We start from the raw sequence: 24,562 nt of genomic DNA on the forward strand, positions 1-24,562 counted from the left end.
CATACGCTTTAAATTCACCAAAATATTTCGTAATCGCTGCTGTTAACGATGTCTTTCCATGATCAACGTGACCAATCGTTCCAATATTAACATGCGGCTTCGTACGTTCAAATTTGCTCTTTGCCATCGCTATCAATCTCTTGTTTTGTTAGCACCTAGAAACAGGACTGCACAACCGAATTAAACTGAGCTTGCATACCAGTTCGACCCCTACAACTCTTAGACAGGAACCCCGCCTAACGTGACGATAGAAAAATCTCCCATCATAGTTACTTGCCTAGTTATAAATAACTGTTTGGAGCGGGTAGCGGGAATCGAACCCGCATATTCAGCTTGGAAGGCTGCTGCTCTACCATTGAGCTATACCCGCAACCATGTACTAACTCTCCTTCGATGAATGGTGGAGGGGGTTGGATTCGAACCAACGTAGCATACGCAACGGATTTACAGTCCGCCCCCTTTAACCACTCGGGCACCCCTCCATTACACCGGCAAAGTTGTACGCAAGGCATCACTACAATACTTTGATCACCCATTCAATTCAACAGGTTGCGGGGCGGTTATGACGATTACTATCGCCTCTGTCAACAGAATAAATACGATTCTGTACAAATTTCCTGCTAATAATTTTAAATCACAGCTTTTTTCTCTCTCTTTTTGCTATGAATACGCTATAAACAAACTATGAAAGAAAAAATATCACAAAACTCTCATTATGCTCGTTTACGTCGCCAATATCGTGATACAAAAGGCTTCCATTCTCGCTCGTCTACCTATCTGAAAAAGGAAGCTCTTTCCCCGCAACAAGGGAAAATCTATCTTTATGGGATCCATTCGGTTCATGCCGCTTTAAAAAACCCAAAAAGAATTTTCGGACATCTCTATGCTACAGCAAATGCCTTAAAACGATTAAACATACCCGAATCAGAGTTACCTTGTCCTGTTACATTATGTTTACCCAAACAACTCGACACATTCGTTGGAAGTGATGCTGTTCATCAAGGTGTTGTTGTGGAAACTGCTCCCCTCAAACCATACCAATTGTCTGAACTCACCAATACCGATCTTGTCATCATAATGGATCAAATTACCGATCCCCATAATGTCGGTGCTATTATGCGCTCTGCTGTTGCATTTAAAGCTGAAGCTCTTATTACCACTTATCGCCACTCACCCCAAGAAAGCGGAGTTCTTGCTAAAGCCGCATCTGGAGCTTTAGAGTTGATTAATTATATCACCGTACGGAATCTTACCGAAGCACTTCAAGAACTTCATAAAGCAGGTTTTATGAGCTTTGGACTCGATTCAAAAGGTGAAATTCCTTTAGAAACAGCATTAACAGGAAATAAAATTGCTCTTGTTTTAGGAGCAGAAGGAAAAGGCCTCCGTAAAAAAACACGAGAAACCGTTTGCGCATTAACACGTCTTGATATTCCTGGAAATATTAAATCACTCAATGTTTCAAACGCAGCAACAATAGCGCTTTATGCAACGCATAAGTATCTTAGATCGTAGTGTTACATTTTTTCGACGAAATATCAAAAAAACCAATCAACAAAAAGCCCGCAAAAAAACCACCGATATGAGCCTCCCACGCTATTGAAATACCATCTCCTTCAAACAGAAAAGAGGAAATGCCTATGATAAAATCAATACCCAGCCATATGCTGACGTAAACAAGTACCCCCTTTGAACAGAGGGCATGTTTGAGAGATAATAAAGAACCTAAAAGTCTTTCGTTGTGTGTATTTTTCCCCCAATAACCAAGAGAAAAACCATAACGCGCAATAGCACCCATCATTCCAGACACTACACCCGATGCACCAACAAGCGGTATCACACTCTCTTGATGAAAGACAAAATAAGTCAAAGCAGCTATTACTGCTGTTAAGGCCCAAAAAATCAAAAAGCGTATCCCACCAAACTGTCTTACCAAAGGAGTCCCCAAAATTAAAAGCCAAGCCATGTTAAGAGTGACATGTTTCACACTACCATGCATAAATGAGTAACTCATCACGGTATGAAAAAATGTTAAAGGCTCTGCTTTGAATAGCACGGGGGTAAATGAAAAAAATCCAAGACTTTTAATATAGAGTTGCTCAGAAAAAAAATACTGGTGGACAAAATAAATACAAAAAGAGAGCGCTATCAAAACGACTATAATGAATGGAACATTCAACAATGGTTCTCTAGTTTTTTTTGGCAAAAATGAAGCATTTCTAAATTGATGATCGATATTTTTCATTATAAAAACCTAATTGAATAAATCTCATACTCTCTGAAGAAGAGCTCTTTGCGGAAAACATCCTTTTTGATAGTAGGAGATTTTTAAATTTGGTACCTTCTTCGTTACCCTTTCCTAAATGTTAAATATCTCTCCGTAAAAATACTCATCTTCAATATAAGATATCTTAAAAAGAACCGGGCATGAAGAATATTATCCAAAAAAAACTGTATCATACTCAATGAAATGGGATCATTTAAATTATCTGAAACTTTTACGGTATTAACAACCACATCGTTAATCGGTTATTTCTCAATCAAAAAAATCTCTCTCTATTCATTGGTGCTCGCTTTGTATAGAATGACATCTTACAATTCACCAATTTGATAGCGAGCGCCTCCATGAAAACCGATATAAAAGTAAGATAGACGCCTTACCAATGAAATCCAAAAACATCAACAAGCCTTTAACTTCAATATTTAAACAGTATAGTTTCAAAAGTTACTGTGAGAAAATATTCATTAATATTTAAACTTAATTTCAATACATCATTTATAAAATGAGGCTATTAAAGTAGCACAACCTTTATTAAGACTGCTTACAGTCTTTTAACCAAACATCATAAATAGGATGCTCTACAGCATTCAAGCCAGGACTATCTGCAAACATCCACCCTGTAAAAATACGCCGTATTTTTTTATCTAATGTTACCTCATTGACTTCAATAAATCCGGTTGTACGAGTTGCCTCATCCTTAGAACTTGTATAGCATGCCCGCGGCATCACCTGCAAAGCACCATATTGATAAATTTCACCAAGCGAAACTTCAAAACGCGTAGTCCGACCCGTAATTTTATCAAGACCTGCAAAAACAGCAATGCCATTGCTGATACGTTCAGCCTGCACTTCACGAGCAGAGGACATAACCACGATAATTTCTATGAATAAAAGACAAAAAAAGCGCCTTAATCCTAACACTAAAAAAACTCTCATCACTTCAAATTAATCATATCTAAAAACAACTCTAACCACAAGATAGTGCAAAATAAGAAAAATACACACAGATTCAAATATTTTACTGTTTAGGTGACCATGCATCATAATCTTCATGCATACAAGGATGTTCTCCGCTGTAAGTGATCGCCCCCTTTGGTCGATAAGCTTCATTTGTCCCTGTCATATTGGCAACATGAGGCTTCTCCCATTCATACGCTTTATAATTCTCCTGCGTCGGTGGAGTATCACAGCGATGATGAATCCAGCCATGCCACCCTGGTGGAATAGTAGAAGCTTCAGAATAATCTTTATAAATGACCCAACGACGTGGATATCCATCTTTATGAATGCCCCCCTCATAATAAATATTCCCAAACTGATCTTCCCCTATGCGCTTACCTTTACACCACGTAAAAAAGCGTGTATTTATGGTATTCCCACTCCACCATGTAAAGATTTGCTTCAAAAAACGAACCATCTTCTCTTTCATCTCTTCTAATATATTTACAAAATTAATCGTTGGAATAAATATGTTATAATATTTTAAATGAATAAAAAAACCTTATTGGTGAAAATCAATTGCCTCTTCATTTGAGAGGCTCATTCATATTTCTTCACGACAAAACACTCTATCTATGAGCTTTTCTCTCTTCTCTAAAACTTAATCCTCTAAACCAAGTTTTACCCGAATCAATTCATTAACAGTTTGAGGATTTGCCTTTCCCCCCGTCATTTTCATGACTTGTCCAACAAACCAACCAGCTAAAGCAGGCTTTTGTTTTGCTTGCATCACTTTATCAGAATTTTTCGCAATAATCTCATCAACAGCCTGCTCAATAGCTTTTGTATCCGTTACTTGCTTCATATTGCGCTCTTCTACAATCTGACGCGGATCCCCACCCTCATTCCAAATAATTTCAAAAAGATCCTTGGCAATTTTTCCAGAGACTGTTCCTTCTTTGATAAGATCAATAATACCCCCTAATTGCTTTGGTGTCACCGGTGTCTCTTCAATCCCACGATTATCTTTGTTTAAAGCACCCAAAAGATCATTAATCACCCAATTGGCAACCATTTTTCCATCACGCCCCCGAGCTACTTCCTCAAAATAATCAGCAATGGCTTTTTCTGTCACAAGAATAGAAGCATCATACACTGTCACCCCCATCTCCTTGACAAAACGTGCTTTTATGTCGTCTGGTAATTCCGGTAATTCCGCCGCCAAAGCATCAACAAAGGCCTGATCAAATTCCAACGGTAAAAGATCTGGATCAGGAAAATAACGATAGTCATGTGCTTCCTCCTTTGAGCGCATAGACCGCGTTTCACCTTTAGCTGCATCAAATAGTCGCGTTTCTTGATCTATTGTACCGCCATCTTCTAAAATTGCAATTTGACGACGTGCTTCATACTCTATTGCTTGACCAATGAAACGAATAGAATTCACATTTTTAATTTCACAGCGCGTTCCAAAACTCTCACCAGGACGACGAACTGATACGTTAACATCCGCACGCATGGATCCTTCATCCATATTACCATCACAGGTCCCCAAATAACGGACAATTGTACGCAATTTAGTCATATAAGCTTTGGCTTCATCTGATGAGCGCATATCTGGTTTGGAAACAATTTCCATAAGAGCGATACCAGAACGATTGAGATCTACGAAAGACATTGTCGGATGTTGATCATGCATCGACTTTCCAGCATCCTGCTCAAGGTGTAACCTCTCAATCCCAATTTCAATGTCCTCAAACTGGCCATTCGAATCTGGACCAACAGATATAATAATCTTTCCCTCTCCTACAATTGGATAGTGAAATTGAGAAATTTGATATCCCTGCGGTAAATCTGGATAAAAATAATTTTTACGATCAAAAACAGATTTTAAATTAATTTTTGCCTTTAATCCCAAACCCGTTCGAACGGCTTGACAGACACATTCTTGATTAAGTACAGGCAACATACCAGGCATCGCAGCATCAATAAGCGAAACATTATTATTTGGTTCAGCACCAAATTTTGTTGACGCACCTGAAAAAAGTTTTGAATTTGATATGATTTGTGCATGAACCTCCATGCCAATGATGACTTCCCAATCACCTGTAACGCCAGAAATGAAACGTTTAGAATCAGAAGTGCGCGTATCAACGATATCCATTGCCAATCCACTATCAATATTTCCAAATACATCTGATGGCTAATCTAAAATCACTCTGAGTGCAAGCTTAGAATATTGTTCTCATAAAAAAAGCCCGATTTTATCGGGCCTTTTCTGTGAATGTAATATTAACCTTTTTTAGGCGCTTTCTTTTTTGCTGGAACCTTCTCAGCACCTTTTTCTTTTGTTACAGATTTTTTCTTTACCGGTTTTTTTTCTGTTAAATCTGTTTCGTCATATTCTTTCATGAGCTCTTCAACGGTCACTTCTTTATCTGTAACTTTTATCCGTGACAGCAAATGATCAATGACTTTTTCCTCAAAAATGGGAGCACGTAAATTTGCAACAGCCTCCGGAGTCTTACGGAAAAAATCCATAATTTCTTTCTCTTGTCCAGGATACTGGCGAACCTGATCAAAAACCGCTGCTTTTAGCTCATCTTCACTTACTTTAACACCAACCTTAATTCCAATTTCAGAAAGCACCAAACCTAAACGAACACGGCGCTGTGCAAGTACACGATATTCCTCGCGCGCCTGTTCCTCTGTAACACCTTCATCTTCAAAACTGCGCCCAGCCTTTTTTAAATCGTTATTAACCTGAGCCCATATATTATCAAATTCGATTTCTAAAAGTCCTTCAGGAATCTCAAAATTATAATCAGCATCTAAAGCATCAAGAATTTGACGCTTAATTTTTTGACGTGTCATTGAGCCATATTGACTTTCAATCTGTCCACGGACAACTTCACGCAAGCGATCTAGGGATTCTAAACCAACTTTTTGCGCAGCCTCATCATCGATCTTTAGCTCGTCGGGTTTAGAGACAGCTTTAACAGTGATATCAAATTCTGCATCCTTACCAGCCAAATGTACTGCAGTGTAATTATCAGGAAATTTAACAGAAATTGTTTTGGCATCTCCTGCTTTCATACCAACCAATTGTTCCTCAAAACCAGGAATAAATTGTTTTGATCCAAGAACCAATTGTGCATCACTATCTGCTCCCCCCTCAAAGGGAACTCCCTCAAGCTTGCCAAGATAATCTATTGTAACACGATCTCCTTCTTCAGAAACACCATCTTTTAGTGAATAATTTCGCGTAGAAGAAAGGACACGCTTTACTTGTTCATCAATCTCTTGTTCAGGGATAGCTGCAATTTCGCGGGTAATTTCAATATGTTCAAAATCTTTAATTTCAAATTCTGGCAAAACTTCATATTTTAAACGAAAAATAAAATCAGCTTTACCATCCAAAATTTGTTCATCTTCATCTACATCAATTTGCGGCTGCATTGCCGAACGTTCATTGCGATTAGCTAAAACAGAATGCGGTGCATCATTGACAATCTCATTGAGAATTTCCGCCATAAAAGACTTACCGTACATTTTTCGTAGGTATCCAGCAGGAACCTTGCCAGGACGAAAACCATTAAGCTTAATCTTACCTTTGGTATCATCTAACCGTTCATTTAATTTTTCTTCTAAATCTCGCGCTGGAACCACGATCTTAATTTCGCGCTTCAGTCCTTCATTAAGCGTCTCGGTAACCTGCATGAAACAACCTTTATTTTTCTGAGGAGAGTGAATAAGCTCACTCTGATAATACTACCATTCTAACACTTGAGTGCTAAATCACCATGAAGCGGAATTCCAAACACATAAAAGTTCTTAGTGCTCAAACAATTCCTTTGGTGCGGATGGAGGGACTCGAACCCCCATGGTCTCCCGCCAGAACCTAAATCTGGTGCGTCTACCAATTTCGCCACATCCGCTCAAGCTTACAAGCCAATAACCTTATACAAGCGGCGTTTCTATAGCATTAATTAAAGAAAAAAAGCAAATAAATATATTAAAAAAAACAAATATGCGTCATTCTTGCAAAATTATAAAAAAATCTATGCTTTCCATACAAAACTGCTTCCGCTAAAAGTAAGTTATGTCAAATACATTCAGTACTCCAATTCATATCATCGGCGGTGGTCTAGCAGGCAGTGAAGCATGCTGGCAGATTGCTCAATCAGGAATCCCCGTTATTTTGCATGAAATGCGGCCTCATAAGAAATCTGATGCCCATAAAACCGATAAGCTTGCAGAACTGGTCTGTTCAAATTCATTCCGTTCTGATGATTCATCAACAAATGCCGTAGGACTTTTACATACCGAAATGCGATTGGCAAAATCCCTCATTATGAAAGCCGCTGATGCCAACAAAGTCCCAGCTGGGAGTGCTCTTGCCGTTGACCGCGATGGATTTTCCAAAGCTGTTACAGTAGCACTTGAAAATCATCCTCTTATAACGATAGAACGTGAAGAAATTCAAGAGTTCCCTGAAGATTGGCATCATATTATCATTGCAACAGGTCCCCTTACCTCACCAGCACTGACGCAAGCAATACAAGCAATAACCGGAACAGAAGCCCTTTCTTTTTTTGATGCTATTGCTCCTATTATCTATATTGATAGTATTGATATGGATATTTGTTGGTATCAGTCTCGCTATGACAAAATCGGACCAGAAGGAACGGGAAAAGATTACCTTAATTGTCCTCTTAATAAAGAACAATATGAAGCCTTTATTCAAGCGTTGAAAGGTGCGGAAAAAACAGAATTCCGTGACTTTGAAAAAATTCCCTATTTTGATGGATGCCTACCAATTGAAATTATGGCTGAGCGTGGACTTGAAACCCTCAGATATGGTCCTATGAAACCCACGGGATTAACTAATGACCATAATCCCACAGTTAAACCATACGCCGTCGTCCAATTACGCCAAGACAATAAACTTGGAACCCTTTATAATATGGTCGGTTTTCAAACAAAACTGAAATATGGAGAACAAGTTCGTATTTTTAGAATGATCCCAGGTCTTGAAAAAGCTGAATTTGCACGCCTTGGTGGACTTCACCGCAATACTTACCTCAATTCCCCCATCATTCTTGATCAAACTCTTCGTTTGAAAGAAAGACCCCAACTGCGTTTTGCAGGACAAATTACCGGATGTGAAGGTTATGTAGAATCATCTGCAATAGGGCTTCTTGCTGGGCGTTTTGCCGCTGCTGAATATCATCATAACTGCCCTTTATTACCACCATCAACCACAGCATTTGGAGCTCTTTTAAACCATATTACGGGTGGCCACATCGTGGCTGAAGAAATAGAAAAACAATCCTTTCAACCAATGAATATCAATTTTGGACTTTTCCCCCCTGTTGAGCCTATGAAGCACTTAGGAAAACGCTTACCAAGCAAAGAAAAAAAATTAGCAAAAAAACAAGCACTAACGGCTAGAGCTCTCAATGATTGTATTCAATGGTTAGCAGATAAAGAGCAAAACAGCTCTTTTCTATGAAAAACGCACACTCTGTTCAACATATCTCATGACTTTCATGCTAAATCATTTTAGAGTGTTTTTATGATACTGACTATCACTCTGAATAAACATCACGTTCCGGTCTATTATTTATTAAACACTATCAGAATCTTAAAAGATTTCTTTATCGTAAAGAAAACGCGCACCTAAGATAACGAATAATATGAAATTATACCACCTCAAATAAGGCAATTAAACATATATCAAATTCCCACGAGAATGGCTTTTTGATCGCTCTCATTATCACTCTAATATATTGATTATCATAATAATCTATCGTTTTGCATATTAAATTGAGAGCTCAAGATACTATAAATTTCATACATTTCTAACCTGATCATGATGAATTAAAACCATTCCCTTACACATCACAAACGGGATTATCATGTGAGTAAAAAACACTTGAAGAACGGAGAAAAGACGCCTCTCATGAATCGTTTCAATGCAAGAGCTATCAACATAGGGAGCTAACAAATACAATGATGGTACTCGCTTACTCCTTGATAAGCATAAAGATAATGGATTGCTATGGCTTTTGCATTATACTATTCAATAGTATTTATGGAGAGACGCCATTGTGTAATGGACTTGGGAGTATTGAAAGATGTTTCTTTAAAACAAGCACACAAATTTGCAATACAAATACTAAAATCTAAAATTTTTAAAAAGCACTAAATCGCCTTAAAGTAAGTACATACTATAACTACCCACATGGAAAAGCATGCAAAAAACCTCTAAAAAAACCCGATTTTATTTATAAGCGGGTTTTTTTAGGGCTATTCAAATTACTTTTTATTCACAGCTTCTTTAAGACTTTTTCCTGCAGAGAATTTAGGTACAGAACGTGCTGGAATATTAATTTCAGCACCCGTTGAAGGATTACGTCCCTTTGTAGCAGCACGATGAGAAACTTCAAAAGAACCAAAACCTGGAAGACGAACATCTCCTCCTGAAGCCAAAGCCTCTGTTACAGAAGCGATAAAAGCGTCTACAACAGAGCCAGCTTGCACTTTCGAAACACCCGCTTTTTCAGCAACGGAGCTAACCAATTCACTTTTATTCATGGAACATTTCCTTTCCTATATTACCGAATAACACAACTTAATCGTGTTATTGAGCAGTTTATTGAAAAGTACAGCAAACTGAAGCCTTATTTTTATCCAAAACATTGTTTTTTTAGCAATAATCACAGTTATTCACGGAATTTTTTACTTTTTTTTCAAAATAAACAGAAAAACAACTACAAAAATACCTTCTGCTGCTTTAAAAGTGCTTTTTCAAATGAAATAAGTGAATCAGTGTGCAATTTGTATTCTCTCACTGTCACTCTCTGTCCTAAGAGGCACAGGTACCGTGGAAGGCTCTGTCCATTCAATAGGTTCAGGAAAATGAACCAAAGCATGCTTAAGAACTTCACTCACATGGTTTACTGGAATAATTTCCATATTATTTTTGACATCATCGGGAATATCAACCAAATCTTTTGCATTCTCTTCAGGAATAAGTACTTTTTTTATTCCTCCTCGAAGAGCTGCCAATAATTTTTCTTTTAATCCTCCAATCGGTAAAACACGCCCACGTAAAGTAATTTCACCGGTCATTGCTATATCTTTATGTACTGCTATCCCTGTTAAAACTGAAACAATTGCCGTTACCATTGCAATCCCTGCTGATGGCCCATCTTTTGGTGTAGCCCCCTCTGGAACATGAACATGAATATCACGTTTATCAAAAAGTGGAGGTTCAATGCCAAAATCAACAGCTCGAAAACGTACGTAAGATGCTGCTGCTGAAATTGATTCTTTCATAATATCACGTAAATTTCCAGTTACAGTCATCTTGCCTTTACCTGACATCATAACCCCTTCAATGGTCAAGAGCTCTCCACCAACCTCTGTCCACGCAAGGCCTGTCACAACACCAATTTGATTTTCTCCTTCAATCTGGTTGTAGTGATAACGTTTAACACCTAGGAAATCATCAATATTATCTTTTGTAATCTTTATGGATTTTTGGTGCATTTTAAGAATTCTTGTCACTGACTTACGCGCGGCTTTCATTAATTCACGCTCAAGATTACGAACCCCCGCTTCACGTGTGTAAAATTGAATAATCGACTTTATAGCATCTTCAGAAACACTAAATTCTTTTTTAGTCAAACAATGATCTTTCAATGCTTTCGGTAAAAGATGCTGCTTAACGATCTCTATTTTCTCACACTCAGTATAGCCAGCAATACGAATAATTTCCATCCTATCCAGTAACGGCCCTGGAATATTAAGTGTATTTGCAGTTGTAATAAACATGACATCAGAAAGATCATATTCTACTTCTAAATAGTGATCAATAAATGTACCATTTTGTTCAGGATCAAGTACTTCTAATAAAGCTGATGAGGGATCTCCACGAAAATCTTGTCCCATTTTATCAATTTCATCAAGCAAAAAAAGCGGATTCGATTTTTTAGCTTTTTTCATAGATTGAATAATTTTTCCGGGCATAGAGCCAATATATGTCCGGCGATGCCCACGAATTTCTGCTTCATCCCGCACTCCTCCTAAAGAAATACGAACATATTCCCGGCCTGTCGCTTTTGCAATAGAGCGCGCTAGTGATGTTTTCCCAACACCAGGAGGTCCCAATAAACAAATAATAGGACCTTTTATCTTCGATGCACGACTTTGTACTGCTAAATATTCGATAATGCGCTCCTTGACTTTTTCAAGACCAAAATGCTCATTGTCCATGACTTTTTCAGCAAAATCTAAATTGTTTTTAATCTTTGATTTTTTACCCCAAGGCATTGCTAATAGCCAATCAAGATAGTTACGTACAACTGTCGCCTCTGCAGACATAGGGGACATATTCCGTAATTTTCTCAATTCTGCTCCAGCTTTTTCCTGCGCCTCCTTCGAAAGTTTTGTTTTCTTGATGCGTTCTTCTAATTCAGAGAGCTCATCACGGCTATCATCACCCGCTCCCAACTCTTTCTGAATAGCCTTCATCTGCTCATTGAGATAATATTCTCGTTGGTTTTTCTCCATTTGCCGTTTCACATGTGAACGAATACGCTTTTCAACCTGTAAAACAGAAATTTCTCCTTCCATGAAAGAAAGAACACGCTCAAGGCGAGCACGGATAGGTAATAGCTCTAATATTTCCTGCTTTTCTGAAAGTTTAATCATTAAATGGGAAGCAATAGTATCGGCAAGCTTAGAAGGATTATCAATCTGACCAATAGCATTGACAACTTCAGGAGAAATTTTCTTATTAAGTTTTACATAATTTTCAAAGTAAGAGATTACCGACCTTGAAAGAGCTTCAATCTCAACATCATTCTCTCTAGACTCTTCTGTAGCAAAAGCATAGGCCTGATGATAATCTTCATTGGCTGCAAATTGGCTAATTTTTGCACGTGCGGTGCCTTCAACCAAAACCTTTACAGTTCCATCAGGAAGCTTTAAAAGTTGAAGAATATTCGCAAACGTACCAATATCATAAATATCCTCTGATTTTGGATCATCGTCAGAAGCATTTTTTTGTGTGACTAAAAGTATCTGTTTATCAACCGCCATTGTTTCTTCAAGAGCACGAATCGATTTTTCTCGACCCACAAAAAGCGGAACAATCATATGTGGGAAAACAACAATATCACGAAGAGGTAAAACAGCGTAAAACCCCTCTCTTACTTCATCTGTCTTTTCATCAATATATTGCATAACTCTCCTTTCTGGAGCCTATAATCTATCCACTACACAAACCCACCCTTAGAAACCTCAACTTTCCACAATACATGAAGTGGTAACTGCGAACATATAAATCAAGCATTATGACTATAATATTCAGAAACATCCATCCTCAAATAGTTTTTATACCACTTATCGCACGACATCATGCCGATACATTTTCTTTATCTTCTAAACGCTCTGAGTAAATGTAAAGAGGACGTGCTTTTCCATCAACCACATCACTTGAAATGACCACTTTTTGAACCCCTTCAAGAGACGGCAGTTCAAACATCGTTTCAAGAAGTATTTTTTCCATAATAGAACGTAAACCACGTGCACCAGTTTTACGCTCAATTGCCTTCTTAGCAATAACCCGTAAAGCATCTTCATGAAATGCTAACTCAACATTTTCCATCTCAAAAAGACGCTGATATTGCTTCACCAACGCATTTTTAGGTTGTGATAAAATTTGAACAAGGGCATGAACATCCAAATCCTCTAGCGTGGCTACAATAGGGAGACGCCCAATAAACTCTGGTATTAAACCAAACTTTATAAGATCTTCAGGCTCTAAATCACGAAAGATTTCACCAACACAACGTTCATCAGGGGCCTTAACGGTAGCAGAAAAACCAATAGAAGTTTTCTCACCACGCCCTGAAATAATCCGTTCTAAACCAGCAAAAGCACCACCACAAATGAATAAAATATTTGTTGTATCAACCTGCAAAAACTCTTGTTGCGGATGCTTACGCCCCCCTTGAGGAGGAACAGAAGCAATCGTTCCTTCCATAATTTTTAACAATGCTTGCTGAACACCCTCCCCCGAAACATCCCTTGTAATAGATGGATTTTCAGCTTTACGAGAAATCTTATCGACCTCATCAATATAAACAATACCACGCTGCGCACGTTCAACATTATAATCAGCAGCTTGAAGAAGCTTTAGAATAATATTTTCAACATCTTCACCAACATAGCCTGCTTCAGTTAAAGTGGTTGCATCCGCCATCGTAAAAGGCACATCAATAATACGCGCCAGTGTTTGTGCTAGATACGTTTTACCACATCCCGTTGGACCAACAAGAAGAATATTTGATTTTGCCAACTCAATATCATTGCTCTTAGACTGATGCGCAAGTCGCTTATAATGATTATGAACAGCAACAGAAAGAACACGCTTTGCATGTTGCTGACCAATGACGTAATCGTCAAGAACTGTTATAATTTCCTGTGGAGTAGGAACACCATCACGTGCCTTAATCCCAGAAGATTTATTTTCTTCACGAATAATATCCATACAAAGCTCTACGCATTCATCACAAATGAATACAGTGGGCCCTGCGATGAGCTTACGCACCTCATGCTGACTTTTGCCGCAGAATGAGCAATAGAGAGTATTTTTTGATTCGCCCCCACTATTGCCAATTTTGCTCATTTTTCTTTCCTTTCACCACAGTATATGAATACTTCGTCTTTTCAAAGGAAGTTTTTCATAACAAAAATTAAAAGACATATAAAAACTGCGTCTCATAATATCTTCAGGTATTTTTCCTTATCTTTCACGATATTCTTACAAAGCTCTCTTTTTAAAGTAGTTCTTTTTTCTATAAAAACTCTTAATCTTTTTCTTCTTTTTCAGTTTCTGCGCGATATTGTATAACATCATCAACTAAACCAAATTGCTTGGCCTCTTCCGCCGTCATAAAATGATCACGATCAAGAGTCCTCTCAATAACCTCATAATCCTGGCCCGTATGTTGCACATAAATTTCATTTAAACGCCGTTTCATCTTTATAATATCTTGTGCATGCCGTTCAATATCTGAAGCCTGACCTTGAAAACCACCAGATGGCTGATGCACCATAATACGTGCATTTGGTAATGTAAAACGGTGACCTTTTGCTCCAGCCGTTAAAAGTAATGATCCCATAGATGCAGCCTGCCCCATACAAAGTGTAGAAACAGGAGGGCGAATAAACTGCATAGTATCATAAATTGCCATACCAGACGTCACAACACCACCAGGTGAATTGATATAAAGACTAATTTCTTTCTTAGGATTTTCGGCTTCCAAGAAAAGCAATTGTGCACAAACAAGCATCGCCATATTATCTTCAACAGGACCATTAATAAAAATAATCCGCTCTTTTAAAAGACGAGAAAAAATATCATAGGCCCGCTCACCACGATTAGTCTGTTCAATAACCATAGGCACAAGGCTTAATGCTGTTTTCATTAGATCACTCATGTTTTTACTTTCTGTTCATATAACAATCGCTCTTTACGCATTCAATGTTTTTTCCATAGGCTAATATCTTATGAAAGTCACCATTAATGCTCTTCAAGCAAGGTTAAAATCCTAGTGGTTAAAATAGTCATAATAACTCTATCGAAATAAATCATCCCCATCAGGAATGCGAGACACTGCCCAATGGTAAAAGCTTCCCTTCTGAGGTCTTTGAGTCGTCTTTGTTTTTCTGTGAATATGAAATCCTATTAAACGTGGATCTGTAAGCGGTTTAACGCCAAAAGCAGGATCAAAAATATGTTCAGTTTTTCGCCCCGTCCAATAATAAAAAGTTTCCTTTTCCTTTGCTTTATGAAAAAAACCATATCGTTTGGCTAATCGGGAAATACCATCATTGCCAAATATCATAACTCCAAGACTTCCGGTAAAATCGGCATTTTTTTCCTCTTTAACCAGAATGTTTTCCAAACACGACGTTTAAATCCAAGCCAATTGGAAACAATTTCTGTGCCTGCCCAATAATCTTCAAACACTTTTATAATAGGGTTATCGGATGGAAAATAAAGTGCAGAAACACCTACTTTTACAGCATTTTCTTTTGCAAGCCAAACTTTATCCACATTTGGGTGAAATTGTTTAAGGAGATAAACATCTGTATCTAACCAAACACCTTGCCGATATTTCATCAGCATAACACGAAAAAAATCCGAAAATTGAACAATTGTGCAGCCCTGTTTACTATCAGAAAAATTGGGATCTAGACGATAAATTGCCGAATGCGGGAGGATTGATTCGGCTTCGTGCAGTTCTACACCAATCGGTAAATTTTTTTATCATAACTGAAAAGCTTAACGCATTGCCCAGTTTTAACCATTGAAGACAAACACAGTCTATCAACCAGCCTTAATCGTCCCCTATACTAAAAAGTGCAAATATCCATAGGCGTAATATATCAAAAATATTCTAAACTGACACGAAAGAGCTGCTCAACATCACGAACATACTCAGAAAGAGCAAAAATGACTATCCGATCACCAGATAAAATACGCGTATCTGCCGAAAGCTGTATGATTGTTTTATTACGATAAATTGCACCAATTCTCAAACCATCTGATAAATTGAGCTCTGACAATGACTTCCCAACCAATGAAGATGTTTGCATAACTTCAGCCTCAATAATTTCTGCCTGCCCATTAAAAACCGAATGAACAGCACGAATACGTCCACGGCGCATTTGTTGTAAAATTCTCGATATAGTAACACTATGTGGATTGAGATAGGCATCCACACCAACGGCACGGCTAAACTCTTGGTAAGCAACATTGTTAATCAAGACCATATTGGCTTTACATCCCAATCTTTTAGCGATAATAGCACTTAAGAGGTTAACTTGGTCCTGATTGGTCAATGTAATCATTAAATCAGACTGATCAATTCCAGCTTCTTGAAGAATTACTGGATCTAAGACGTTACCATATAAAACAGTCGTTTTTTCGAGTTGATCAGCAATTGTTAACGCTCTCTCTCTGTGTGACTCTATAATCTTCAGTCTTAGTTTATGGAGGCGCTTTTCAATAGCCTGAGCAACATAAAGACCAATATGACCACCTCCTGCAATAATCATGCGGTGTGCATCTTGTTCTTTATGACCAAAAAGCCCAACAGCCCGACGCATCTGATCACGAGCAACAACAAGATAAGTCACATCGCCGATGCGTAATTGCGTCTCTGAATGTGCGACTAATAATTCTGATCCACACTTAATAGCCGTAACGGTCGTACGAAGATCTGGAAAAAGCTCCGTTAATTGACGCAAAGGTGTATTAATAACTGGACAATCTTCCATACACTCCAAAGCTAACGCAACAACATCATCATTACAAAAATAAAGAACATCTATTGTACCAGGTAACGCAATACGACGTAAAACCATTTCCCCAACTTCAACTTCAGGCGAAATAACCACATCAATGGGAATATTCTCTCTAGCAAAAAGTGTTTTATAACGTGGTTCTAAATAAGATTGTGAACGAATACGCGCTATTTTTGTTGGAACATTAAATAATGAGTGTGCGACTTGGCAAGCGACCATATTGACTTCATCAAATAAAGTGACTGCAATCAACATATCAGCTTTGTCTGCATCGGCAGCTAAAAGAACTTCAGGTCGTGAACCGTGACCAACAAAACCTCTTACATCCAACGTATCGCGAATTTTTTCAATTAATCTCGTCTCAATATCAATAACAGTAACATCGTGATTTTCAGCAGCAAGACGCTCTGCTATCCCATAACCGACCTGTCCTGCGCCACAAATAATAACACGCATAATTTTAAGAAACTCCAAGTGCTTTAAGCTTACGGTGCAAAGCTGAACGCTCCATACCTATAAATTCAGCTGTACGTGATATATTTCCACCCAAACGCCCAATCTGCGCTATTAAATACCTCTTTTCAAATAATTCTCGTGCTTCACGCAATGGTAAATCCATGATCCCCTCATCTGCATCCACTTGAATGCGTGGCAAAGAATCACTCACTTCACTAGGGAGAAACTCTGCTGTTATCGGCCCATCACCATCACGTACAAGAATGAGAAGACGCTCAATATTGTTGCGTAATTGCCGGACATTACCTGGCCAAGCGTGTGTTTGCAAAATAGCTATCACATCATCACTGATTTCACGCGGCTTAATACCAACCTGCTGCGATATTGTTTTAACAAAATGACGCACAAGTTCGGGAATGTCTTCACGACGCGCTGACAGGGGTGGAACAGTAATGGGAACAACGGAAAGACGGTGAAAAAGATCCTCTCTAAAGCGTCCATCAGAAATGAGATTTTCAAGATTTTGCGCCGTCGAGGAAATGATACGAACATCCACCTTGACACGTTTTGTGCCACCAACCCTCTCAAATGTCTGCCCTGTCAATACCCGAAGAATTTTACCTTGAGTCTCACGTGGCATATCTGCAATTTCATCAAGATATAATATTCCACCATGTGCTTCCTCTAATGCACCGATTTTGCGCTCCCCTCCCTCCATTTCGCTGCCAAATAATTCTATTTCCATTCTTTCTGGAGTCATCGTTGCGGCATTTATTGTAACAAATGGTCCATTCGAACGTGTTGAAAGCGCATGAATAGTACGTGCAACCATCTCTTTTCCCGCTCCTGACGGACCTGTAATCATGACACGACTATTGGTTGGTGCTACTTTTTCTATGATTTGGTGCAAATGTTTTATAGCAGTTGATTTTCCAAGAAGTTCCAATGTCTCACTTGAGCGCTTTCGTAATTCTAAAAGCTCCCGTTTTAAATTCGAATTTTCAAGAGTTCGTTCCGCAACCAATACAAGGCGATCAGCTTTAAAAGGTTTTTCAATGAAGTCATACGCCCCTCGCTTTATAGCAGAAACAGCCGTCTCAATATTGCCGTGACCAGAGATCATAACGACTGGAAGAGTGGGATATCGCATTTTAATTTCATCAAGCAAGGCTAAGCCATCAAGACGGCTCCCTTGTAACCAAATATCTAAAAAAATAAGCTTTGGAATACGTTCACTAATTTGCGCTAAGGCTTCATCAGAGTTACAGGCAACACGCGTTTCATAACCTTCATCATCCAAAATACCAGCAACAAGCTCACGAATGTCTGCTTCATCATCAACAATTAAGATGTCTGATACCATTCTATTCCCCTATTTTACGACCTATAGCCTCTATAACATTATCCTGCTTAATCCCATCTTCCGGAAATATCAAACGGATCATCGCACCACGACCTTCATAAAAACTCTTCGGTGCATCATGTAATTCCATAGAACCACCGTGATCTTCAATAACTTTGCGCACTATAGCTAACCCGAGTCCTGTTCCCTTTTCCCGCGTTGTTATATAAGGTTCTAATAATTTTTGCCTTTGCTCTTTAGGAAGCCCTCTACCATTATCAATAACATCTACAACCACACATCCTCTTTGCCGATAAGAACGTACAAGAATGTGACCGTGAATACTTTCCTCTCGCATAACCGAATCTATAGACTCGCTAGCATTTTTGATAACATTGCAAAAAGCTTGTACAATGAGACGATTATCAAATGCGCCCATAAGTGGTACATTTCCTAAGTCTTGCTCGAAATGAATATCATGTCGTGTCACTTCTATCAAGAAACATGCTTCACGCAGCAATCCGCGTATATCTAAAACATTCATTTGCGGTTTGGGCATACGCGCAAAAGAAGAAAACTCATCAACCATACGCCCAATATCTCCAACTTGTCGAATAATCGTATCAACACATCGCTCAAAAACCTCTCGATCTTGGGTAATAACTTTGTTGTAACGTTTACGAATACGTTCAGCAGATAATTGAATAGGTGTAAGCGGATTTTTGATCTCGTGTGCAATACGGCGAGCAATATCTGCCCACGCTGAAGTCCGTTGTGCTGCAACAAGGTCTGTAATATCATCAATCGTGAGAACCCAAGATTGTCCCTGTCCATCATCTTCTTCCATCGTAATTTGCACATTCCAAACATGCTCTTGTCCTGCAATACTTAAAGTTACCTGCTCACGATGATTCTTGCGATCTAACGAACGCGCAGACTGAAAAACCTGCCAAATTTCAGCACTTAATGATAAAAGACTGTGACCAATAACTTGTTCAGAGCGAATATCAAACATTGTCTCAATAGACCGATTGATAATAGTAATATCACCATTATCATCAATACCAGCTACACCCGCTGTTACACCAGACAAAACAGCTTCAGAAAAACGCCGTCTCTCATCAATTTGATCGCGAACTGCAATCAACTCATTACGTCTACTCTTCAGTTCACTCACCATATAATTAAAAGTTTTGGATAACTGCCCAATATCCCCATCTTTTGCGCGTACGGGCACAAAAATTTCCATATTTCCAGAAGCAACATCATCAGCCGCACTAATAAGAAGGCGAATAGGACGTACCAAACGATCAGCAACAGCGATACCAGTCCAAATAGCTGATAAGAATAAACTAAAGAAAAGACATAAATAAAGCATACCAAATGCGATTTGCGTCAGCAAACGATTTTCATTTAAATCACGATAACGATCTGTATTGATTTCTGTCAAACGCAAAGCAGACAGAACTTCCTTATCAACGTCGCGCACTAAATACAAAAATGTATTTGGGATATTTGTAAATTTTAAAATAATGCCAAAATAATCATGAACCCCCGGTTGAAAAGAAAAAGGTCTTGCGCTGGTTGCACGCTCGATAAGATGGGAAGGAGGAATCGGCAATTTATCTTCATCACCAAGATCACTCGATATAAAGACAATTCCACTAGAACTTAACAAAAATGCACCACGCAGATTGCGCCCTTTAGCGTGACGCGTCAATTGTATCCTATATTCAGCTGCGCTACGCTCTAAAAGCCTTTTGTTATCAAGTGCAAATGCCATAGCATAGGATAAATTTTTCAAATTTTGCAACATTTCATCTGCATAGGCATTGGCTAAATTGATAGAAGAACCTACAATTTGTCGTGTTGTGGTATCAAACCATCGATCAAGTCCTAAATTCAATGCAGGCCCTGATACAAGAGCAACTGCAACTGCCGGCATTGTTGCAACAAGTGCAAACAACGAAATAAGACGCACATGAAGGCGAGAACCTGCTCGTCTTGAGCGCCACGCACGAATGATGGGGATCATCTCATAAAAAACAATGATCACAAGCCCTAAAACCCAAACACTATTAATCGCTATAAGTATAAGGGTTACTGCTCTACTAGGAACAACAGGGGTTAATCCAATAAGAATAATAAACGAAACAGATGCTGTTAGCAAAGCCAACACAATAATTGTGATACCCAAAAAGATATACATCTTACTTAAGCGATACAATTCATCATTAGAGGTGTTTTGATTTATATCTTGGAGCTTCGTCACTGATGTTGTATTCATGATTAGCTTACATTATCCTACCGCATAACTCTCATATAACCTCTTGCAACAAAAGTTGACAATACCAATGCCACATTTAAAATGAAGCTCATTTAGTAAATGAGGAAAGAACTTCTACATTTTGCAAAATATCTTTAAAATAAAGTGTATTCAGTGATAATTTACAGAGGAGATGAGATGCGGTTAACAAAACAGACAAATTATGCGCTCCGAATGCTCATGTACTGTGCAAATAATCAAAGATCTTTAAGTCGTATTCCAGAAATTGCCAAAGCATATGCTGTTTCTGAGTTTTTTCTATTTAAAATTCTTCAACCACTCGTTGAAGCAGGTTTCATACAAACAGTACGTGGGCGCAATGGTGGGATTAAATTGGCCAAACCCGCAACAGAGATTTCGGTAGCTGATGTTGTCAAAGTAACAGAAGATAACTTTTCCATGGCAGAATGTTTTGATACTGCAGAACCTAATTGTCCATTGATAGATTTTTGTGGTTTAAATATCGCACTTCAAAAAGCATTAAATGCTTTTTTTGATGTATTATCAATGATATCTCTTGCTGATCTACACAGATCAAAATTTCAAAATCAATTTAAAATTGATGACCATAAAACAATAAAAATAATATAAAAGGAGTTTCAGTATTTCTATTGCAGCAATCATATTAGCCGCGGGACGCGGTGAAAGAGCGGGGGCTCCACAAAAAATTCCAAAACAATACCGGCTTCTAGGGCAAGAGCCTGTTATTTGTCATACCGTGCGCTGTTTTGTACAGCACCCAGCCATTACAATCATTATCCTCGTTATTCATCCAGAAGACCATCAAATCTGTAAGCAAACTATCGCCGGATTTAAAGAACACCTCATCATCGTTGAAGGAGGTGATACACGTCAAATATCCACCTTACGTGGGCTTCAGGCACTTAAAAAATTGAAGCCCCAATATGTCCATATTCATGATGGTGCTCGCCCTTTTATCACAAACCAACTCCTCGACAAAATACACAGCACCGTCAATCATCAAGAAGGTGTTCTTCCCGTTCTTCCTATCCCTGATACCCTCAAACGTGTAAATAACAAACACCACGTTTTAGAAACAATTCCACGCACCCATCTTTATAGTGCACAAACTCCACAGTGTTTTCCCTTTGAATCTATCTTAGCCGCCCATGAAAAAGCAAAGCAAGCTTGCAAAAAAGAATTCACGGATGATTCTGCAATTGCAGAATGGTCTGGAATTCCTATGAGGACAATCCTTGGGGATCCTAACAATATGAAAATTACATGGCACCAAGATTTTGACACTGCACATTTATATCTCCAAAAAAAAATGCAAATGTTTCCTGATATCCGCACTGGCAATGGTTATGATGTTCACTCTTTCGAGGAAGGGACTTCTCTTACATTATGTGGTATAGAAATTCCTTTTCATAAAAAATTAAATGGATACTCCGATGCTGATGTCGCTCTTCATGCACTTACAGATGCTCTTCTTGCCACTCAAGGAGCAGGAGATATAGGTACACATTTTCCTCCCTCTGATCCCAAATGGAAAAATGCATCTTCAGAAATTTTTCTCCGTCATGCTCTTGATATCGTTAAACAAGCAGGTGGTCGTATTGCCAATGTTGATATTACACTGATCGCTGAAGAACCTAAAATTGGCCCCTATCGTCATACAATGATAGAAAATCTTACGAGAATACTGACAATTTCATCTGATCGAATTTCCATCAAAGCAACAACAAACGAAAAGCTCGGATTTATTGGTCGTGGTGAAGGCATTGCAGCTTTTGCAACAGCTAACGTCCTTTATCCAGGAGAAATTCCAAAATGACATATTTTTGTGAAAAACAAACACGTGAAGTCCTTACAGCTTGTCGCCACAAAGGTTTGCTTTTAACAACTGTTGAATCTTGTACAGGAGGACTCATTGCTGCAAATCTCACCAGTATTGCAGGATCTTCAGATGTATTTGATTGTGGATTTGTTGTTTATTCAAATGAATCGAAAACGCGCCTTGTTGGCGTATGTGCTAAACTTATAAAAAACTATGGTGCTGTTTCAAAAGAAGTGGCTCTTGCAATGGCTGAGGGTGGATTAAAATATTCACACGCTGGGATTGCAGTTTCTGTAACAGGAATTGCTGGACCGGGAGGAGCATATCCCGATAAATCCGTAGGACTTGTGCATTTCGCAGTTGCTCACAAAAACCATAAAACCTTGCACACAGAAAAGCACTTTGGAAATCTCGATCGTAATGCTATCCGCTATGCAACTGTTGAAAATGCTTTGAACATGATCTTGAAAGCTCTTCAGTGATATTTTCCACATCCGATTTCTCGTTTTATGTTACTATAATTACAGCTCATGATATCTGATACGTATCATACAAAAAATCAATTGAATAATTATGTTACTGGAAGTCCATAGATTCGATGTGCGCGCATTTCAAAAGCATCGGTAAATTTACGAACAGCAATATCAAACATTGATCCCATGACTAATCCAAGCATTTTGCTTTTAAATTCATAATCAATAAAAAAATCTACACAACACGCATGACTCTTTTCAATATCATAAAAAGCCCAACGATTTTCAAGATATTTAAATGGACCATCAATATATTTCACCTCTATGAGATTTTTCTTTGGCTGAAGAAACACTTGGGTTGTAAAAATTTCTCGGATAACTTTATAACCAACTATCATATCAGCAAGAATTAATGTTTTTTCTTCATATTCCCTACGAGAACGTACAATTAACCCTTCACACATTGGTAAGAATTCAGGGTAATGTTCAACATCTGCAACAAGATTAAACATTTCACTGGCACTATGAGCAATCTGCCGATATGTTGTAAAAGTTGGCATATCTATCTCTGTAAGGCAAATTTTTCATCACGCGCTTTTTGCAAAATGGCGAAATCATCGCCTGCATGATGAGATGAACGCGTCAGAGGATTGGAAGCCATATGTAAAAAACCTTTCACTTTACCAATTTTAGCAAAAGACTCAAATTCTTCAGGAGGCACAAAACGAATAACCGGATGATGCTTTCGTGTAGGCTGCAAATATTGTCCAATTGTCATAAAGTCAACATCAGCAGTGCGCAAATCATCCATCAATTGAAGAATTTCATTTCGTTCTTCTCCAAGACCAACCATAATTCCTGATTTTGTGAAAATTGTTGGATCAAGTTCTTTAACGCGTTGTAATAACCGAATCGAATGAAAATAACGCGCTCCTGGACGAACCTTTAAATATTTAGAAGGAACTGTCTCTAAATTATGGTTAAAAACATCAGGCTTAGCAGCAACAACAATTTCTAAAGCTCCATCCTTATGGCGAAAATCAGGGGTGAGGACTTCAATTGTTGTCTTTTGAGCTTTTCGACGAATAGCATAAATAACTTTTGCAAAATGCTCAGCACCACCATCAGCAAGATCATCACGATCAACTGATGTAATGACAACATGTTTGAGTCCCATCTGTGCTACCGCATCTGCTACACGCTCTGGTTCATTATCATCAACAGCAAACGGAATCCCTGTTGCAACATTGCAAAATGCACAAGCCCGCGTGCATATTTCACCTAAAATCATGAAACTGGCATGCCGTTGACTCCAACACTCGCCAACATTTGGGCAACCTGCTTCTTCACATACAGTTACTAATTTATGAGCGCGCACAATACCATGCGTTTCTTTATATATCTGTGATGTTGGTGCTTTTACACGAATCCAATCCGGTTTTTTTTGAATGCTTGTATCCGGACGGTGCGCTTTTTCAGGATGACGCAAACGTCTATTCGTAACTCTATCAACAACCGTAACCATTTAAGCCTTGCCCTATTCAATATGGAATGA

General features: G+C 38.5%; 20 protein-coding genes, 3 tRNA genes and 1 pseudogene. 5 read left to right on the forward strand and 19 right to left on the reverse strand.

All coding sequences use genetic code 11. From position 1 onward, the window contains the following. From J7R10_RS01940 to J7R10_RS01950, 3 genes are all read right to left on the reverse strand, one after another. On the reverse strand, nucleotides 1-127 hold a 127-nt coding region (locus tag J7R10_RS01940; protein ID WP_234924853.1), incomplete at its 3' end, for a GTP-binding protein. Nucleotides 128-296: 169 nt separating this feature from the next. Next, nucleotides 297-370, reverse strand: a tRNA-Gly gene (locus tag J7R10_RS01945). Between the two features lie 28 nt (nucleotides 371-398). Next, nucleotides 399-482 (reverse strand) — tRNA-Tyr (locus J7R10_RS01950). A gap of 202 nt (nucleotides 483-684) precedes the next feature. Between J7R10_RS01950 and J7R10_RS01955 the strand changes: the two genes are divergently transcribed. After that, the gene (locus J7R10_RS01955; protein ID WP_010705083.1) at nucleotides 685-1,515 is read left to right on the forward strand and encodes a TrmH family RNA methyltransferase; all 831 of its coding nucleotides are present in this window, start codon (nucleotides 685-687) and stop codon (nucleotides 1,513-1,515) included. On the opposite strand, the gene J7R10_RS01960 is transcribed toward J7R10_RS01955, so the two are convergent. The 6 genes from J7R10_RS01960 to J7R10_RS01985 form a co-directional block, all read right to left on the reverse strand. Then, nucleotides 1,505-2,245 (reverse strand): rhomboid family intramembrane serine protease, encoded by a 741-nt coding sequence (locus tag J7R10_RS01960; protein WP_010705082.1) that lies wholly within the window; start codon nucleotides 2,243-2,245, stop codon nucleotides 1,505-1,507. The genes J7R10_RS01955 and J7R10_RS01960 overlap by 11 nt on opposite strands. A 567-nt stretch (nucleotides 2,246-2,812) precedes the next feature. After that, a complete protein-coding gene (locus J7R10_RS01965) occupies nucleotides 2,813-3,217 on the reverse strand; it encodes a DUF2155 domain-containing protein (RefSeq protein WP_026501274.1) in 405 nt (134 codons plus the stop codon). Nucleotides 3,218-3,299: 82 nt separating this feature from the next. After that, nucleotides 3,300-3,698, reverse strand: coding sequence for an NADH:ubiquinone oxidoreductase subunit NDUFA12 (locus tag J7R10_RS01970; protein WP_010705080.1), 399 nt, complete (start codon nucleotides 3,696-3,698; stop codon nucleotides 3,300-3,302). 183 nt (nucleotides 3,699-3,881) lie between these two features. Beyond that, nucleotides 3,882-5,384 carry an Asp-tRNA(Asn)/Glu-tRNA(Gln) amidotransferase subunit GatB gene (gene gatB, locus J7R10_RS01975; protein WP_010705079.1) on the reverse strand — a complete coding sequence of 501 codons (1,503 nt, stop codon included), beginning with the start codon at nucleotides 5,382-5,384 and terminating at the stop codon, nucleotides 3,882-3,884. 128 nt (nucleotides 5,385-5,512) lie between these two features. After that, entirely contained in the window at nucleotides 5,513-6,940 is a 1,428-nt protein-coding gene (gene tig, locus J7R10_RS01980) for a trigger factor (protein WP_010705078.1), read from the reverse strand. A gap of 135 nt (nucleotides 6,941-7,075) precedes the next feature. Beyond that, nucleotides 7,076-7,158: transfer RNA gene (locus J7R10_RS01985), tRNA-Leu, on the reverse strand. Nucleotides 7,159-7,322: 164 nt separating this feature from the next. Between J7R10_RS01985 and trmFO the strand changes: the two genes are divergently transcribed. Next, a complete protein-coding gene (gene trmFO / locus J7R10_RS01990) occupies nucleotides 7,323-8,735 on the forward strand; it encodes a methylenetetrahydrofolate--tRNA-(uracil(54)-C(5))-methyltransferase (FADH(2)-oxidizing) TrmFO (RefSeq protein ID WP_010705077.1) in 1,413 nt (470 codons plus the stop codon). A gap of 806 nt (nucleotides 8,736-9,541) precedes the next feature. On the opposite strand, the gene J7R10_RS01995 is transcribed toward trmFO, so the two are convergent. The 8 genes and pseudogenes from J7R10_RS01995 to J7R10_RS02030 form a co-directional block, all read right to left on the reverse strand. Next, entirely contained in the window at nucleotides 9,542-9,820 is a 279-nt protein-coding gene (locus J7R10_RS01995; protein ID WP_010705076.1) for an HU family DNA-binding protein, read from the reverse strand. A gap of 231 nt (nucleotides 9,821-10,051) precedes the next feature. Further along, nucleotides 10,052-12,475, reverse strand: a complete 2,424-nt coding sequence (gene lon, locus J7R10_RS02000; RefSeq protein WP_010705075.1) for an endopeptidase La — start codon at nucleotides 12,473-12,475, stop codon at nucleotides 10,052-10,054. A gap of 172 nt (nucleotides 12,476-12,647) precedes the next feature. After that, entirely contained in the window at nucleotides 12,648-13,922 is a 1,275-nt protein-coding gene (clpX, locus tag J7R10_RS02005) for an ATP-dependent Clp protease ATP-binding subunit ClpX (protein ID WP_010705074.1), read from the reverse strand. A 181-nt stretch (nucleotides 13,923-14,103) separates the two neighbouring features. Continuing rightward, nucleotides 14,104-14,736, reverse strand: coding sequence for an ATP-dependent Clp endopeptidase proteolytic subunit ClpP (gene clpP / locus J7R10_RS02010; RefSeq protein WP_026501275.1), 633 nt, complete (start codon nucleotides 14,734-14,736; stop codon nucleotides 14,104-14,106). A 138-nt stretch (nucleotides 14,737-14,874) separates the two neighbouring features. Further along, nucleotides 14,875-15,637, reverse strand: a pseudogene (locus J7R10_RS02015) (glycosyltransferase family 32 protein). A gap of 51 nt (nucleotides 15,638-15,688) precedes the next feature. Further along, complete coding sequence (gene trkA / locus J7R10_RS02020) at nucleotides 15,689-17,065, reverse strand: Trk system potassium transporter TrkA (protein ID WP_208436375.1); 1,377 nt, start codon at nucleotides 17,063-17,065, stop codon at nucleotides 15,689-15,691. A 4-nt stretch (nucleotides 17,066-17,069) separates the two neighbouring features. Further along, nucleotides 17,070-18,428: a nitrogen assimilation response regulator NtrX gene (gene ntrX / locus J7R10_RS02025; protein WP_010705071.1), complete on the reverse strand. Its 1,359-nt coding sequence runs from the start codon at nucleotides 18,426-18,428 to the stop codon at nucleotides 17,070-17,072. Between the two features lies 1 nt (nucleotide 18,429). After that, nucleotides 18,430-20,694 (reverse strand): sensor histidine kinase NtrY-like, encoded by a 2,265-nt coding sequence (locus tag J7R10_RS02030; protein WP_010705070.1) that lies wholly within the window; start codon nucleotides 20,692-20,694, stop codon nucleotides 18,430-18,432. Nucleotides 20,695-20,871: 177 nt separating this feature from the next. On the opposite strand from J7R10_RS02030, the gene rirA reads away from it, so the two are divergent. From rirA to J7R10_RS02045, 3 genes are read left to right on the forward strand one after another with little or no spacing between them, the layout of a single operon-like run. Then, entirely contained in the window at nucleotides 20,872-21,324 is a 453-nt protein-coding gene (gene rirA / locus J7R10_RS02035) for an iron-responsive transcriptional regulator RirA (protein WP_010705069.1), read from the forward strand. Nucleotides 21,325-21,337: 13 nt separating this feature from the next. Then, nucleotides 21,338-22,531 carry a bifunctional 2-C-methyl-D-erythritol 4-phosphate cytidylyltransferase/2-C-methyl-D-erythritol 2,4-cyclodiphosphate synthase gene (locus J7R10_RS02040; RefSeq protein WP_275039534.1) on the forward strand — a complete coding sequence of 398 codons (1,194 nt, stop codon included), beginning with the start codon at nucleotides 21,338-21,340 and terminating at the stop codon, nucleotides 22,529-22,531. Continuing rightward, nucleotides 22,528-23,016, forward strand: coding sequence for a CinA family protein (locus J7R10_RS02045; RefSeq protein WP_010705067.1), 489 nt, complete (start codon nucleotides 22,528-22,530; stop codon nucleotides 23,014-23,016). The genes J7R10_RS02040 and J7R10_RS02045 overlap by 4 nt, the downstream gene beginning before the upstream one ends. 89 nt (nucleotides 23,017-23,105) lie before the next feature. Here the strand turns inward: J7R10_RS02045 and J7R10_RS02050 are convergent, their stop codons facing one another. Both J7R10_RS02050 and lipA read right to left on the reverse strand, forming a co-directional pair. After that, nucleotides 23,106-23,567, reverse strand: coding sequence for a type II toxin-antitoxin system RatA family toxin (locus J7R10_RS02050; protein WP_010705066.1), 462 nt, complete (start codon nucleotides 23,565-23,567; stop codon nucleotides 23,106-23,108). A 2-nt stretch (nucleotides 23,568-23,569) separates the two neighbouring features. Next, nucleotides 23,570-24,532, reverse strand: a complete 963-nt coding sequence (gene lipA / locus J7R10_RS02055) for a lipoyl synthase (RefSeq protein WP_010705065.1) — start codon at nucleotides 24,530-24,532, stop codon at nucleotides 23,570-23,572. Nucleotides 24,533-24,562: the final 30 nt, after the last annotated feature.

Origin of the sequence: Bartonella vinsonii subsp. berkhoffii ATCC 51672 (genome assembly GCF_902825225.1) — a bacterium.
Classification (GTDB): Bacteria; Pseudomonadota; Alphaproteobacteria; order Rhizobiales; family Rhizobiaceae; genus Bartonella; species Bartonella berkhoffii.

What these genes read in the sequence shown, in the direction of transcription:
- J7R10_RS01955 (WP_010705083.1), top strand. Translation starts at nt 685, where the DNA reads ATGAAAGAAAAAATATCACAAAACTCTCATTATGCTCGTTTACGTCGC.
- J7R10_RS01960 (WP_010705082.1), bottom strand. Translation starts at nt 2,245, where the DNA reads ATGAAAAATATCGATCATCAATTTAGAAATGCTTCATTTTTGCCAAAA.
- J7R10_RS01965 (WP_026501274.1), bottom strand. Translation starts at nt 3,217, where the DNA reads ATGAGAGTTTTTTTAGTGTTAGGATTAAGGCGCTTTTTTTGTCTTTTA.
- J7R10_RS01970 (WP_010705080.1), bottom strand. Translation starts at nt 3,698, where the DNA reads ATGGTTCGTTTTTTGAAGCAAATCTTTACATGGTGGAGTGGGAATACC.
- gatB (WP_010705079.1), bottom strand. Translation starts at nt 5,384, where the DNA reads ATGGATATCGTTGATACGCGCACTTCTGATTCTAAACGTTTCATTTCT.
- tig (WP_010705078.1), bottom strand. Translation starts at nt 6,940, where the DNA reads ATGCAGGTTACCGAGACGCTTAATGAAGGACTGAAGCGCGAAATTAAG.
- trmFO (WP_010705077.1), top strand. Translation starts at nt 7,323, where the DNA reads ATGTCAAATACATTCAGTACTCCAATTCATATCATCGGCGGTGGTCTA.
- J7R10_RS01995 (WP_010705076.1), bottom strand. Translation starts at nt 9,820, where the DNA reads ATGAATAAAAGTGAATTGGTTAGCTCCGTTGCTGAAAAAGCGGGTGTT.
- lon (WP_010705075.1), bottom strand. Translation starts at nt 12,475, where the DNA reads ATGCAATATATTGATGAAAAGACAGATGAAGTAAGAGAGGGGTTTTAC.
- clpX (WP_010705074.1), bottom strand. Translation starts at nt 13,922, where the DNA reads ATGAGCAAAATTGGCAATAGTGGGGGCGAATCAAAAAATACTCTCTAT.
- clpP (WP_026501275.1), bottom strand. Translation starts at nt 14,736, where the DNA reads ATGAGTGATCTAATGAAAACAGCATTAAGCCTTGTGCCTATGGTTATT.
- trkA (WP_208436375.1), bottom strand. Translation starts at nt 17,065, where the DNA reads ATGCGTGTTATTATTTGTGGCGCAGGACAGGTCGGTTATGGGATAGCA.
- ntrX (WP_010705071.1), bottom strand. Translation starts at nt 18,428, where the DNA reads ATGGTATCAGACATCTTAATTGTTGATGATGAAGCAGACATTCGTGAG.
- J7R10_RS02030 (WP_010705070.1), bottom strand. Translation starts at nt 20,694, where the DNA reads ATGAATACAACATCAGTGACGAAGCTCCAAGATATAAATCAAAACACC.
- rirA (WP_010705069.1), top strand. Translation starts at nt 20,872, where the DNA reads ATGCGGTTAACAAAACAGACAAATTATGCGCTCCGAATGCTCATGTAC.
- J7R10_RS02045 (WP_010705067.1), top strand. Translation starts at nt 22,528, where the DNA reads ATGACATATTTTTGTGAAAAACAAACACGTGAAGTCCTTACAGCTTGT.
- J7R10_RS02050 (WP_010705066.1), bottom strand. Translation starts at nt 23,567, where the DNA reads ATGCCAACTTTTACAACATATCGGCAGATTGCTCATAGTGCCAGTGAA.
- lipA (WP_010705065.1), bottom strand. Translation starts at nt 24,532, where the DNA reads ATGGTTACGGTTGTTGATAGAGTTACGAATAGACGTTTGCGTCATCCT.